This is a genomic window from Streptomyces sp. NBC_00414 (assembly GCF_036038375.1).
Lineage (GTDB): Bacteria > Actinomycetota > Actinomycetes > Streptomycetales > Streptomycetaceae > Streptomyces.
Genome location: NZ_CP107935.1, coordinates 6,921,301 through 6,934,178 on the forward strand (window position 1 = coordinate 6,921,301; position 12,878 = coordinate 6,934,178).

At 71.0% G+C, this 12,878-nt stretch carries 10 protein-coding genes; 7 read left to right on the plus strand and 3 right to left on the minus strand.

Going from position 1 to position 12,878, the window contains the following annotated elements; translation table 11 throughout:
- The first annotated feature begins 43 nt into the window (after positions 1 to 43).
- Together OHS59_RS30100 and OHS59_RS30105 are read left to right on the plus strand one after the other, a co-directional pair.
- Positions 44 to 1,555, plus strand: a complete 1,512-nt coding sequence (locus OHS59_RS30100; protein WP_328496479.1) for an aldehyde dehydrogenase — start codon at positions 44 to 46, stop codon at positions 1,553 to 1,555.
- Positions 1,552 to 2,277 (plus strand): gamma-glutamyl-gamma-aminobutyrate hydrolase family protein, encoded by a 726-nt coding sequence (locus OHS59_RS30105; protein WP_328496480.1) that lies wholly within the window; start codon positions 1,552 to 1,554, stop codon positions 2,275 to 2,277. Before OHS59_RS30100 ends, OHS59_RS30105 begins: the two co-directional genes overlap by 4 nt.
- Before the next feature lie 26 nt (positions 2,278 to 2,303).
- On the opposite strand, the gene OHS59_RS30110 is transcribed toward OHS59_RS30105, so the two are convergent.
- The 3 genes from OHS59_RS30110 to OHS59_RS30120 all read right to left on the minus strand — a co-directional run bounded on the left by OHS59_RS30110 (position 2,304) and on the right by OHS59_RS30120 (position 5,671).
- Positions 2,304 to 2,876, minus strand: coding sequence for a MarR family winged helix-turn-helix transcriptional regulator (locus OHS59_RS30110; RefSeq protein ID WP_328496481.1), 573 nt, complete (start codon positions 2,874 to 2,876; stop codon positions 2,304 to 2,306).
- Positions 2,877 to 2,979: 103 nt separating this feature from the next.
- Entirely contained in the window at positions 2,980 to 4,254 is a 1,275-nt protein-coding gene (locus tag OHS59_RS30115) for a cytochrome P450 (protein ID WP_328496482.1), read from the minus strand.
- Between the two features lie 43 nt (positions 4,255 to 4,297).
- On the minus strand, positions 4,298 to 5,671 hold the full coding sequence (locus OHS59_RS30120; protein WP_328496483.1) for a glutamine synthetase family protein: 1,374 nt from the start codon (positions 5,669 to 5,671) through the stop codon (positions 4,298 to 4,300).
- Between the two features lie 589 nt (positions 5,672 to 6,260).
- Here OHS59_RS30120 and OHS59_RS30125 point away from each other — a divergent pair.
- From OHS59_RS30125 to OHS59_RS30145, 5 genes are all read left to right on the plus strand, one after another.
- Complete coding sequence (locus OHS59_RS30125) at positions 6,261 to 7,802, plus strand: APC family permease (RefSeq protein ID WP_328496484.1); 1,542 nt, start codon at positions 6,261 to 6,263, stop codon at positions 7,800 to 7,802.
- A 40-nt stretch (positions 7,803 to 7,842) separates the two neighbouring features.
- A complete protein-coding gene (locus tag OHS59_RS30130) occupies positions 7,843 to 8,580 on the plus strand; it encodes a gamma-glutamyl-gamma-aminobutyrate hydrolase family protein (RefSeq protein WP_328496485.1) in 738 nt (245 codons plus the stop codon).
- Positions 8,581 to 8,653: 73 nt separating this feature from the next.
- Entirely contained in the window at positions 8,654 to 9,274 is a 621-nt protein-coding gene (locus OHS59_RS30135) for a cysteine hydrolase family protein (protein ID WP_328496486.1), read from the plus strand.
- Positions 9,275 to 9,842: 568 nt separating this feature from the next.
- Positions 9,843 to 11,291 carry a pyridoxal phosphate-dependent decarboxylase family protein gene (locus OHS59_RS30140; RefSeq protein ID WP_328496487.1) on the plus strand — a complete coding sequence of 483 codons (1,449 nt, stop codon included), beginning with the start codon at positions 9,843 to 9,845 and terminating at the stop codon, positions 11,289 to 11,291.
- A complete protein-coding gene (locus tag OHS59_RS30145) occupies positions 11,288 to 12,838 on the plus strand; it encodes a hypothetical protein (protein WP_328496488.1) in 1,551 nt (516 codons plus the stop codon). The genes OHS59_RS30140 and OHS59_RS30145 overlap by 4 nt, the downstream gene beginning before the upstream one ends.
- The last annotated feature ends 40 nt before the right edge of the window (positions 12,839 to 12,878 follow it).

Genomic DNA, 12,878 nt, shown 5'->3' on the forward strand with positions numbered 1-12,878 from the left:
CGCCCGCTCCGATCCGCTCCACCGAGGTGCCCCGGAGGACCGTATGACCGTCGCCGCCCCTGCCGTCACCCAGGTCACCCATGAGGAATGGGTCCGCCGTGCCAAGGCGCTCGAACCGGTCGGCGCGCATCTGATCGACGGTGTCGACGAACCCGGTGGCGGCGGCACCTTCGCGGCGGTCTCACCCCGCGACGGCCAGGTGCTGGCCGAGGTCGCCGACGGAGGAGCGGCCGAGATCGACGCGGCCGTCGCCGCCGCGCGCCGCGCCTTCGACCACGGCCCCTGGCCACGGCTGGCCCCCGCCGAACGCGGCCGGATCCTGATCCGCCTCGCCGGCCTCCTGGAGGAGCGCCGGGCGGAGCTGGCCCTCACCGTCAGCCTGGAGATGGGCAAGCCCGTCACCGAGGCCCACGACATCGAACTCCGGGCCGTCACCGAGACGTTCCGCTGGTACGGCCAGCTCACCGGGAAGCTCACCGACGAGGTCCCGCACACCGCACCGGACACCCTCGCGCTCGTCACCCGCGAGCCCGCCGGTGTCGTCGGCGCGGTCGTCCCCTGGAACTTCCCGCTGACCCTGGCCGGCTGGAAGATCGCCCCCGCGCTGGCAGCCGGATGCACGGTCGTCCTCAAACCCTCCGAACACTCACCGCTGTCGGCCGCCCTGCTGGGACGCGTCGCCCTGTCGGCCGGGCTGCCGCCTGGCGTCCTCAACGTCGTCAACGGCGAAGGTCCGGTGGCCGGCCGGGCCCTCGGCCTGCACCCCGACGTCGACGTCCTGGCCTTCACCGGGTCCACGGCCGTCGGCCGCCACTTCCTGCACCACTCGGCGGACTCCAACCTCAAGCGCGTCTGGCTCGAACTGGGCGGCAAGTCGCCCAACATCGTCCTGCCCGACGCCCCCGACCTGGCGAAGGCCGCGGCCACCGCCGCCTGGGGCATCTTCTTCAACCAGGGCGAGATGTGCACGGCGCCCTCCCGGCTGCTGGTCCACGCCTCCGTCGCCGAGCAGGTCACCGACGCCGTCGTGGCGCACGCCCGCGCCCTGCGGGTGGGCGACCCCCTCGACCCGGCCACCGGGATGGGCGCCCTCGCCGGTGAGGGCCACCTCGACCGCGTACTGGGTCATGTGCGGGCGGCGGCCGACAGCGGGGCCCGGCTGCGTACCGGCGGTGCGCGCACCCTGACCGGGACGGGGGGCAGCTATCTCGAACCGACCGTCTTCGACCGGGTCGCGCCGGACAGCCCGCCGGCGCGCGAGGAGATCTTCGGACCGGTCCTGTCCGTCCTCACCTTCGAGGACACCGACGAGGCGGTCGCTCTCGCCAACGCCACCGAGTACGGGCTGGCGGCCGGGCTGTGGACGTCCGACCTGTCCACCGCCCACCGGGTCTCCCGCGCTCTCAAGGCCGGCACGGTGTGGGTCAACTGCTACGAGGAGGGCGACCTGACCGTGCCCTTCGGCGGCGTGAAGCGGTCCGGCAACGGGCGCGACAAGTCCGTACACGCTCTGGAGAAGTACACCGAACTGAAGACCACCTGGATCCAGTTGTGACCCTTCGCCCGCTGATAGCGATCCCCGCCCGCTTCTCCGCGACCTCCTCGGCCCTGGACCGGGCGGCGGAGGTCAACGCCCGCGCGCTGATCGAGGCGGTCCGGCGGGCCGGCGGCGAGCCGTGCGGCATCCATCCGCACGCGCCCGGCGGCACGGCCGACGCCGCCGAGGTGCTCGACCGGCTCGCCCGCTTCGACGGCCTCCTGCTGCCCGGCGGCGGCGACGTCGCCCCGTACCGCTACGGGGCGGTGCGGGCACACCGGGCCGTGTACGACGTGGACGACGAACAGGACGGCTTCGACCTGGAGCTCGCCCGGCAGGCCCTCGCGCACCGGCTTCCGCTGCTGGCGGTCTGCCGCGGCCTCCAGGTGGTCAACACGGCCCTAGGTGGCACCCTGCACCAGGACACCGACGGTTCCGGGCACACCCACCGCCATGTGCGGCAGCCCGTCTACCTCACCCCCTGGTCGGCCGTGGCCCGCATCACCGGCACCGACAAGGCGGAGGCGTCCTGCTACCACCATCAGCACGTGGACCGGCTGGGAAAGGGCCTCAAGGCCACCGCGCACGCCGCCGACGGCACCGTCGAGGCGGTCGAACTCGCGGACGGCGACGACCGGTTCGTGGCCGTGCAATGGCATCCGGAGGACACCGCGCACACGGACCCGGCCCAGCAACGCCTCTTCGACGCCCTCGTGCGAGCGGCCCGCCGCACCGCCTGAGAGGGGGTACGGGGGCGCGGGGCGGGTCAGTCGCGGGCGCGGCGACCGCTGCGGCGGGGCGTGGCCGCCTCGCCGTTCAGCAGCTCCCGGCGCCGGTCCTCGCCGTGCTCCTCGACCTGGAGCACCACGCTCCGCAGCCCGTCGGCGAGCGTGCGGCACTCGGCGTCGCTCAGCCGCGAGGTGACGAAGGCCTCCTCCTCGTTGAACGCCGGGAACACCTCGTGCATGAAGCTCTCGCCGGCCTCGGTGAGCGCGAGCAGGACGAGCCGCCCGTCGGTGGGATGGCCGGTGCGGCGCAGCAGACCGCGTGACTCCAGGGTGCGCGCCACACCGGTCAGGGTGCCCTTCGAGATACCGGCCTCCTCGGCGACGCGCCGGGTCTCGGACTCGCCCCAGACCCACACCACCCACAGCACGACGAAGCCGGTCCAGGTCAGGTCCGAGCGCCGCAGCACGGAGTTCTCCAGGTGCTGGCGCACGGCGGACGCGGCCCGGTAGATGTTGGCCACCGCGGCCATCTGATCTCGCCGCACGGGAATGCCGCCGAGTTTCTCCTCCGCGAGTCTCTCCGCCGCGCTGATGGACCGCTGGCTTGGCACGGGCGCTCCCTCGCATCGTCACCGGACCGCGGTCGCTGCAGACGCACGGTCCCACGGCACCGAATCCTACGGGCCGGTAGGCGGGCCTGTCGGCCCGCGGCGGTCAGGTGAGCGTGACCGTCACGGGCAGTTCCTTGATGCCGTTGACGAAGTTGGAGCGGACCCGGCGGACCGGACCGCTGAGCCGGATGTCCGCGAGGCGCGGGATCAGTTCCTCGAACATGACCCGGATCTCGGTACGGGCGAGCAGGTTGCCCAGACACAGGTGCGGGCTCGTCTTCCCGAAGGTGACATGGTCGTTGGGGGTGCGGGTCACGTCGAAGGCGTAGGGGTCGGGGAAGACGGTCTCGTCACGGTTGCCCGAGGCGTACCACATGACGACCTTGTCGCCCTCCTTGACGCGGGTGCCGCCCAGCTCGGTGTCGCGGGTCGCCGTACGCCGGAAGTGGTAGACGGGGGAGGCCCAGCGCAGGAACTCCTCGACGGCGACGGGGATCAGAGAGGGGTCCCGGCGGAGCAGGTCCAGCTGGTCGGGGTGCTGGGTGAGGGCCAGCATGGTGTGGCTGATGGCGTGCCGGGTCGTCTCGTTGCCCGCGACGACCAGCAGCAGGAAGTAGTTGTCGAAGTCCTGCCCGGTGAGCGGCACACCGTCGCGCGGTGTCTCGTTCACGAGCCGCGAGACCAGGTCGTCGCCGGGCTTGCCCTGCCGCTGCCGCGCCAGTTCACGTCCGTACGCGAAGACCTCGGTGGCGGCGGGGGAGCGGAACGGCAGATCGCGGTAGCGCTCGCTCTCCGGGCTGCCGAGCAGGACGTCCGCGTAGTCCGGGTCGGTGTTGCCGATGATGCGGTTGCCCCAGTCGATGAGCCGCCGGTTGTCCTCGGGCGGCACGTCCAGGAGGCGGGCCAGGACGTTGATCGGGAAGTCGGCGGCGACGTGGGTGACGAAGTCGAACGTGCCCAGCGGCAGCGCCGCGTCCAGGGTGCGGGCGGTCAGGCCGCGCAGGAAGTCGGTGTACCGGCTGATGACGGTGTGCCCGAACTGCCGTTGCAGCAGCCCGCGCAGGGCGCGGTGCCGGGTGCCGTCCAGTTCCAGGATCGAGGCGCGCTTGGCGATCTGGTCGTCGTCGAGCTCTTCGAGGTTGACGAACTTCGTCGAGGTGAAGGTGTCCGCGTCCCGGTCGACGGCGACGATGTCCCGGTGCCGGGTCAGCGCCCAGAAGCCCGAGTTGGGCGCGGCCTCGGGCTGCCAGTGGACCGGGTCCTGGTGCCGCAGCGTGTGGAACATGCGCCAGGGCCGCAGGTCGTCGGTGAAGCGGTCGAGGTCGGTGAGGTCGACCTCGTCGAGGGGCAGGGGTTCGACCGGGACGGGTGCGGCCATCAAGGTCTCCTTGGGGTCGGGCATGAGGTCGGGCTCGGGGGAATCACAGGTGGTCGGCGTACTCGGCCAGCTCCCAGTCGGTGACGTGCTGCTGGAAGCGGCCGACTTCGTCGCGCTTGTAGGTCACGTACGCGGAGACGAACTCCTTGCCGAGGAGATCGGTGAGGTCGGTGTCCGCCTCCAGGGCGTCGAGCGCGGCGGGCAGGCTCGCGGGCAGCAGGGGCGCCGCGGCGGTGTCGTAGCCGTACCCCTTGAGCGGGGCGGCGGGCTCCTCGGCGTCCTTGACACCGAGCAGGACGGCCGCGCTGGCGGCGGCGACCAGCAGATACGGGTTGGCGGCGGCGTCACCGAGCCGCAGTTCGAGCCGCGCGCCGTCGCCGCGCTCCGGCGGTACGCGGACCATGGCGCTGCGGTTGTCGAGGCCCCAGTCGATCAGCCACGGGGCGAGCGTGTCGGGGCCGAAGCGCTTGTACGAGTTGACCGTGGGATTCAGCAGCGCGGCGAGCGCCGGGGCGTGCGCGAGCAGACCGGCCACGCCGTGCAGAGCGGTGACGGAGAGGCCGTACGGGCCCTCGGGGTCGTCGAAGGTGTTGGCGCCGTCGCCGTCGACGCACGACAGGTGGACATGGAAGCCGGAGCCGCCGGTGTCGTTGAAGGGCTTGGCCATGAAGGTGGCGATCCGCCCCTCCGCGCGGGCGAGTTCCTTGACGGCCGACTTGAGGCGGAAGGCCCGGTCGGCGGCGTCCAGGGCCTCCGAGTGACTCAGGTTGATCTCGAACTGCGAACCGTCGAACTCGTGGTTGCCGGCCGTCACTCCGATACCCAGGTCGCGCAGCGAACGCAGGGTGCGTAACAGGTGGTTGGCCGGGTCGGCGCGCAGACCCGCCGTGTACACGGTGCCGGCGGCCGTGCTGTAGCGGCGCTTGCCGCCGGGCGCGCCCGGGTCGGACTCGCAGAGGAAGTACTCCAGTTCGGGCCCGGCCACCGGGTTCAGCCCGTGCTCCGCGCACCGGGCGAGCACGGTGCGCAGCAGGTCGCGGGGGGACTCGGGGGTGGGTGCTCCGGTGCGGGCGTCGGTGACGTCGCCCAGGCAGGAGGCGACCCCCGGCTCCCAGGGCAGCGGGGCCAGCGTGCTGAGGTCGGGCCGGACCAGCATGTCGGGCAGCCCCGCGTCCAGGCCGCCGGTCACCGGCACCACGTCGCCCCTCGGGGTGGTGTGGTAGACGGCCCGGCAGAAGGCGAGCCCGTGTGCGCAGGCCGTGGGCAGATGGTCGAGCAGCACGTCACGGGCCCGGTCGGTGCCGAGCAGGTCGGGGTAGACCACCCGGACCACGTCGATGCCCGCCTCGGCGAGCCGTGCGGCGTGCTCTCGGGGCTGCGACTGGGTCTGGATCTCGGAGGGGTCGTGTGCGCTCACCGCTGCCTCCTCGGGCAGATGGGAACGGGGCCCTGACGCGGCCCGGGCACTGCTGCCGCCCACCGCTTGTTTGATGTCAAACGGTATGACGACCGTAAGGACGCCGGTCGTCCTCCCGCAAGGGCGGCGGCCCAACTCGGCCCCCGGGGGTGGGGATTGACCGGGCCAGGACGTGCGCTTATGTTGTTTGGTGCCAAACGAATTACGGCGCGAACCAGGACGCCCCGCCCGCCCCTCCTCGCACTGAGGCTTCGTACCTCGGGAGGACCGTTCCATGAAGGCCGTTGCCGACAGGACCATCTGCCACGACCGCGGACCGCGCGTGTGGTGGCCGGGCATGTCACTGTGACCGGCGCCCCGGTGACCGGGCGCGGCCCCGCCGCGGGCGACTGCGGCCCATGAGACTCCGCTGCCGGGCCGGTGGGGCGCCGCACCTTCCCACCGGTCGGGTCACCTCCGTGGCCGACGGGCACCCCGGCCGGCGCCGGGCCGGCGGGCCGGTGTCCGCGTGCCGCCACCCCGGTGCGCGGCCCACCGGTTCCGGGAGAGCCGCGGCGCCCGGCCGCCCACCGACCACCGAGGAGTCGGGATGCCCGCCAACGCACCCCACCGCCCCGCCACCGACCGGCTGAAGCCCGACGCCCTGGGAGTCGTCGGCATCCTCTTTCTCGTCCTGTCCGCGCAGGCCCCGCTGACCGGGATCGCCGGCGCCGTACCGCTGTCCGTCGCGCTCGGCAACGGATCCGGCGTCCCCGCCGCGTACGTCGCCGCGGGCGCGGTCGTCCTGCTGTTCTCCGTGGGCTTCGTCGCGATGAGCCGGCACGTCGTCGACCCCGGCGCGTTCTACACGTACATCGGCAAGGGCCTCGGCCGGACCGCCGGCACGGGCTCCGCCGCCGTCGCCCTCTTCGCGTACTGCACCATCCAGGCCGCGATGTACGGCCTCTACGGAGCGACGGTCGCGCAGCTGATGGACGTGCACACGGGCATCGACCTGGCGTGGTGGGTGTGGGCGCTGCTCACCATGGCGCTGGTGCAGCTCCTCGGGGTGGCGGGCATCGACACGGGCGCCCGGGTGCTGGCCGTCTTCGTGATCGCCGAGACCGGCATCCTGCTGGCGTTCGCGCTGGTCACGCTGGTGCGCGGCGGGGGCCCCGAAGGGCTCGGCGTCGCGGCGGGTTTCGCCCCGCACAGCGCGCTCGACGGCGCTCCCGGGGTGGCCGTGATGTTCGCCGTGGCGTCCATGTTCGGCTTCGAGGCCACCGCCGTCTACGGCGAGGAGGCCCGTGCACCGGCGCGGACCGTGCCCCGGGCCACCTATCTCTCCATCACGCTGATCACCGCGTTCTTCGCTCTCACGTCCTGGATGGTGATCTCCGCCCACGGGGCCTCGCACGCCACCGAAGACGCCGGCCGGGCCCTCCAGGACGGGGATTCGTCGGCGTTCGTCTTCCAGCCGATCGCCGACCGGTTCGGCGCCTGGACCGGTGACCTGCTGCCCGTCCTGCTCGCCACCTCGCTCTTCGCGGGCATCCTGGCCTTCCACAACTCCGCCAACCGCTACCTGTTCTCCCTGGGCCGCGAGCGGCGCCTGCCGCACGCCCTGTGCGCCCTGAACCGGCGCGGCGCCCCCAGGGCGGCCGGGGTCGTCCAGACGGCGATCGCGGTGCTGCTGGTCGTGCCCTTCGCGCTGGCCGGCCGGGACCCGGTCGTGACGCTCTTCTCCTGGTTCAGCGGCGTCGCGGTCCTGGCGATCATGCTGCTGTACTTCCTGACGTCCGTGTCCGTGGTCGTCTTCTTCCGCCGGAGCCGCCTGGACAGGCGGCTCTGGAACACCGCCGTCGCGCCCGCCCTGGGCGCCCTGGGCATCGCCGGGGCCATCTGGCTGGTGCTGGCCAACCTGACCACTCTCATCGGCGGCGACCGGACCACCGCCACCTGGCTGGCGCTGACGATCCCCGTCGTCTGGCTCCTGGGTGCCGCCGCACATCTGACCCGACCGGCAGGTCCGAAGCCCGTGCCCCCGGCTGCCGTGACCTCCGAGGCCCCGGGGACCGCCGCTGCCACAGCGGCCTCCCGGACCTCCACGACCTCCCTGACCCCGGAGACCCCCGAAAAGGATCCGCCGTGACCTGAACCGCCGTACACCGAATGCCCCCAGAGGAATACCCGTGACCCGTCCCTGTCCCGCACGCCCCCTCATCGCCATTCCCGCACGCTTCTCCGTCTCGACCTCGGCCCTGCGGCACTCCGCCGAAATCGTCGCCCGCGCCCTGGTCGAAGCCGTCTGGCGGGCGGGCGGCGAACCCGTCGCCCTGCACCCCCACGCTCCCGACGGCAGCTCCGACCCCGCGCTCGTCGCGGAGCGGCTGACCCGCTTCGACGGCGTCCTGCTGCCCGGCGGCGACGAACTGCCGCCCGGCCGCTACGGGAACACGCCGACCCACGGCAGCACGTACGACGCCGACGCCGAACAGGACGGCTTCGACCTGGCGGTGGCGCACCACGTGCTGCGTACCGAACTGCCGCTGCTGGCGATCTGCCGGGGTCTCCAGGCGGTCAACGTGGCCCTCGGCGGCACGTTGCAGGAGCAGTTGACGGGCTGGCGGCGCAAACACCACAACCTCGTGCACCAGGTGGCCGTGCAGCCCGCCACCCTGCTCGAACTGAGCATGGGCGCCCAGGTGGTGACGGCGTCCTGCTTCCACCACAGCCACGTGGACCGGGTGGGAGCGGGGCTCAAGGTCACCGCGCGGGCCGACGACGGCACCCGCGAGGCGCTGGAACTCCCGCACCGGCGTGCGTGGTTCGCCGGTGTGCAGTGGCACCCCGAGCACACCGCCCGGCACGACCCCGCCCAACAGGCACTCTTCGAGGCTTTCGTCCGGGCCACGGGAGCAGGCCGGTGAGGCCCGCCCGCAGTCCGTGCTCCGGACGCCCCGCACCGTTCACCCGCAGTCCCGCTGGAGGGAAGACCCCGTCATGAAACGTGCCCTCGTCGTCATAGACGTCCAGAACGAGTACGTCACGGGCGGCCTGCCGATCGGCTATCCGGCCCCGTCCCTCAGCCTGGCGAACATCGCCGCGGCTGTCGACACCGCCGCACAGGAAGGCATCCCGGTCGTGCTCGTCCAGCACGCCGCCCCCGCCGGCTCACCCCTCTTCGCGCGGGGCACGCACGGCTTCGCCCTGCACGACGTGGTGGCCTCCCGCCCCCGCGACCATCTCGTGGAGAAGACACTGCCCTCGTCCTTCATCGGCACCGACCTCGACGACTGGCTGCGCCGGGCGGGCGTCGACACGCTCACCCTCGTCGGCTACATGACGCAGACCTGCGACGAGTCGACCGCCCGCCACGCCGTGCAACTCGGCTACCAGGTCGAGTTGCTCTCCGACGCGACCGGTGCGCTGCCCCTGTCCAACCGGGCGGGCACGCTGTCCGCCGCCGAGATCCACCACGCGGTGCTCGTGGTCCTGCAGTCGTTCTTCGCCTGCACGGCCACCACCGCCGAGTGGATCGGCGCCGTCCGCACCAAGTCACCGCTCGGCCGCCCCGACTTCGCGGCCGCGACCGACGCCGGACACACGGAGAGCGGCGGCTGAACCGGCGGCCGGTCCCGCCGTCCGTCAGGGCCCCGGCGTGTCCGTCGGGGCCCTTTCTCCGCGCGGGGCACGGGCGATACCGCACGTGAGCAGGATTTTTCGAATCAGTATACGAAATATAAGTGTTTTTGGCTTGAAGGATGCCTTGAAAGAAACGTTCCTCCCTGTGCTTGGCGCGGCCGGCGCCGAAGAGAAGCGATCTTCGCCGCCGGCGTGAAACCGTCCTCCCCCGGAGTGTGGTACGGGACGGCGGTGCGGCGATCGCCTGCGGCATTCATCGCCGGGCGCACCGGAACGGGGAATTCACCGCGGCCCGAACACGGCGTGCGGCACCTGTCGTTCCGCTTGTTCTTCGGCACGCGTGTGACGGCCGTTCCGGCGGTCCGTCAGGAAAGCTAACCGAATCCGGACAGTCGAAGGGGAATTGTATATTCACATGCCACGAGGCTCTACGATGGGTCCGCTCTGCCGCTCGCTGCTCGTTCAAGTTCCGTTGTGCTTCAACCACCAAGTAGCCATGGAATGTACGAGGGAGGCCCGCGTGACAGAATTACCTCAGAGCGGATCATTGATCGAAGCATTCGATGTGCAACTCTTCCGGGAAAATACCGAATCCGTGTTGGCCAGGCTGGAGAAGCATCTGGCCGATCAGTCGATCCGGGGCCTGGAGCTCGCCGACCCGTCCCAGTTGACCGGGATGGCCAGGGCGTTGATGACCACCGAACACGAGAAACCCGCCGCGTTCGACGAGGCGAAGCTTTCGGCGATCGTCGACCTTTACATCAGAACCGGTATCCAGGTCCACTCGCCCGGCTATATGGGCCGGCAGTTCTCGGGCGTGGTCCCGCTCTCCGGAGTCATCGACTTCGTCAGCTCCGTCGTCAACCAGCCCTCGTCGTTCTACGAGGCGGGCCAACTGCCCAACGTCGTCGAGCGGATCATGGCCGACGAGCTGAACAGGTTCATCGGCTTCCGGCCCGGCACCTTCGACATGGTGACCACCTCCGGTGGGTCGCTGGCCAACCTGACCGCCCTGCTCACCGCCCGGAACAGGGCTTTTCCAGGTGTCTGGGCCCGCGGCGGCTCGGAACTGGGCGGCGCGGCCAGGCCAGCCGTCGCGGTCGGCGCCGATGTCCACTACAGCGTCGCGCGCGCCGCCGGCATCCTCGGCATCGGCGAGGACCGCATCGTCCGTCTCCCGCTCGACGCCGCACGGCGCATCGACGTCTCCCGGGTCGGGCCCGCCCTCGACGCGGCCGAGCGGCAGGGCCTCGACGTCTTCTGCCTGGTCGCGTCGGCGGGTACGACCTCGGTCGGCGCCTTCGACCCCCTCGGCGAACTGGCCGCCATCACCCGTGAACGCGGCCTGTGGCTGCACGTGGACGGCGCCCACGGCGCGAGCCTGCTGGTCTCCGACGAACTGCGTCACAAGCTGCGCGGGATCGACCAGGTGGACTCGCTGGCCTGGGACGCGCACAAGATGATGTTCGTGCCGGCCCCGTGCACACTGCTCTTCTACCGGGACCGGGAGCACAGCCGGGAAGCGTTCCGGCAGACCGCCAGCTATGTGTTCGACGCACAGCCGGGCGTGTATACGGCACTCGACAGCGGCGACAAGAACTTCGAATGCACGAAACGCCCCATGATTATGACCCTCTGGGTGCTGTGGGCGATGTACGGAAGGGCGCTCTTCGCCGAGAAAATCGAATACCTGTGCCGGTTGGCGCGGGACGCCCATGACATCCTCGAAAAACAGACCGATTTCGAGACGCTGCACCATCCGGAGGCCAACATCATCTGTTTTCGATATCGGCCCGAATGGATCGCGGATGACGATGTGGCCCAATTCCAGGTGGACATCAGGAACCGGATCAAGCAAGAGGGACAGTTCTTCATATCCAAGGTCGACGTGGACGGAGTGGCCGCCCTCCGGGTGGTCATGATGAACCACCAGATCACCACTGAGCACTTTCACATGCTCCTCGGCGAGATAAGGAAAGCGGGGCGGAAGAAGTGACGGACACACAGGTGGCCACGGCGCCCCCCACCGACCTCGAAGGCTTGGTCGACTGGCTCATCCCGGACTGGGAACTGACCCCGCCGACGCCCGACGCGGTGGCGCAACTGCCGTCGTTCATCAGCAAGATGCGTGAATGCGAGCGCGTCTGCCAACAGCCCTACAGCGAGATCTCCCACGAGATCCAGGACGCCCTGGTGCTGCGCCGGCTCCAGCAGATGATCCACACCGTCCGGCTGAATCCGCTCTGGCGCGAGCGCCTGGAGAACGCCGGGGCGATCCGGCCTCCCGACAGCTACGAGGCGTGGCAGCGCATACCGCTGTCCGACAAGGAGACCCAGCGCGACTTCTACATGGGCTCCCGCGAGGGCATGGTCGTCCCGCACGACCGCGGTGGTTTCGAGGTCGTCGCCAGCGGGGGAACCAGCAGCGGCAGCCCTCTGGAAACCGTGTACTCACTGAGAGAACTGGGCGACACCTACGCGGTGGCCGGCCACTTCCTCGGCACGTACCAGCTCGCCGGCCACCTCGCGGGCGCGGATCCCAAGTGGCTGCTCACCACCCTCGCCGACTACCAGATGTGGAGCAGCGGCACGATGGTCGGCGGAGTGCTGCAGAGCGTGCCCGGCGTCAACTACATCGGGGCGGGGCCCGTCACCGCGCCCGTCCTGGAGCATGTCTTCTCCTACCGGGGGCCCAAGGCGCTGATGGGCATCTCGGCGGGCATCGCCATCCTCGCCGAACTCGGCGCGGGCATGAGCCAGAAGGCCAAGGAGAGCTTCCGCGTCGCGCTCTACGGCAGCGGTGTGCTGTCCCGGCGCAACCGGGACGAACTCAAGGCGCTCTACCCGAACCTGGCGATCCTCAGCTACTTCGCGGCCACCCAGGCGGAGACCATCGGGCTGCAACTGGCCGAGTCCAGCCCCGTCCTCACCGCGGTACCGGGCCTGCACCTCATCGAGATCGTCGACGAGAACGGCCGCTGGGTCCCCGAGGGCGAGGAGGGCGAACTCGTCGTCACCCGGCTGCACGCCCATGAGGCTCCCCTGTTGAGGCTGAAGCTGGGCGACCGCATGATCCGCAGGCCGCGCCTCGACGGCCCCGGCCTCAAGGCCCAGCAGTTCGAGTTCGCCGGCCGCACCGGCGACATCCTGCACCTCAACGACAGCCAGTACTCGGCGGTGCGCGCCTACGACGCGGTGCGCGACGAGCTGAGGACGGCCGGCGTGGTGGACCTCGACAAGGTGGCCCACGAGATCCAGTTCGTCAACCGGCGCGAGGAACGGGTCATCACCCTGTACGCCGCCGTGGACGACGTGCTCACCCTGACGTACCGCGTCGACTCCATGCTCGGGTCGCCCGGGCTCCAACGGGTGCTCGTCAACGCCCTGCCGAGGTCCCTGTCCCTGTTCAACGACGGCGAGGCCAACCCCGCCTCGGTCGCCAAGACGGGCTACCGCCTGGAGGTCCGGTTCGTGCCGCGTCACTCGCCGGAGATCGAGCGCACGACGGTCGGCAAGGTGCCGCTGGTCCGCGACCAGGGCTGAGCCACCCACCGGCCGGGCCCACCGGCCAGAAACGCAAAGC

Excerpts from the sequence above, each read along its gene's own strand:
- OHS59_RS30100 (WP_328496479.1), top strand. The coding sequence starts at position 44 with ATGACCGTCGCCGCCCCTGCCGTCACCCAGGTCACCCATGAGGAATGG.
- OHS59_RS30115 (WP_328496482.1), bottom strand. The coding sequence starts at position 4,254 with ATGGCCGCACCCGTCCCGGTCGAACCCCTGCCCCTCGACGAGGTCGAC.
- OHS59_RS30125 (WP_328496484.1), top strand. The coding sequence starts at position 6,261 with ATGCCCGCCAACGCACCCCACCGCCCCGCCACCGACCGGCTGAAGCCC.
- OHS59_RS30135 (WP_328496486.1), top strand. The coding sequence starts at position 8,654 with ATGAAACGTGCCCTCGTCGTCATAGACGTCCAGAACGAGTACGTCACG.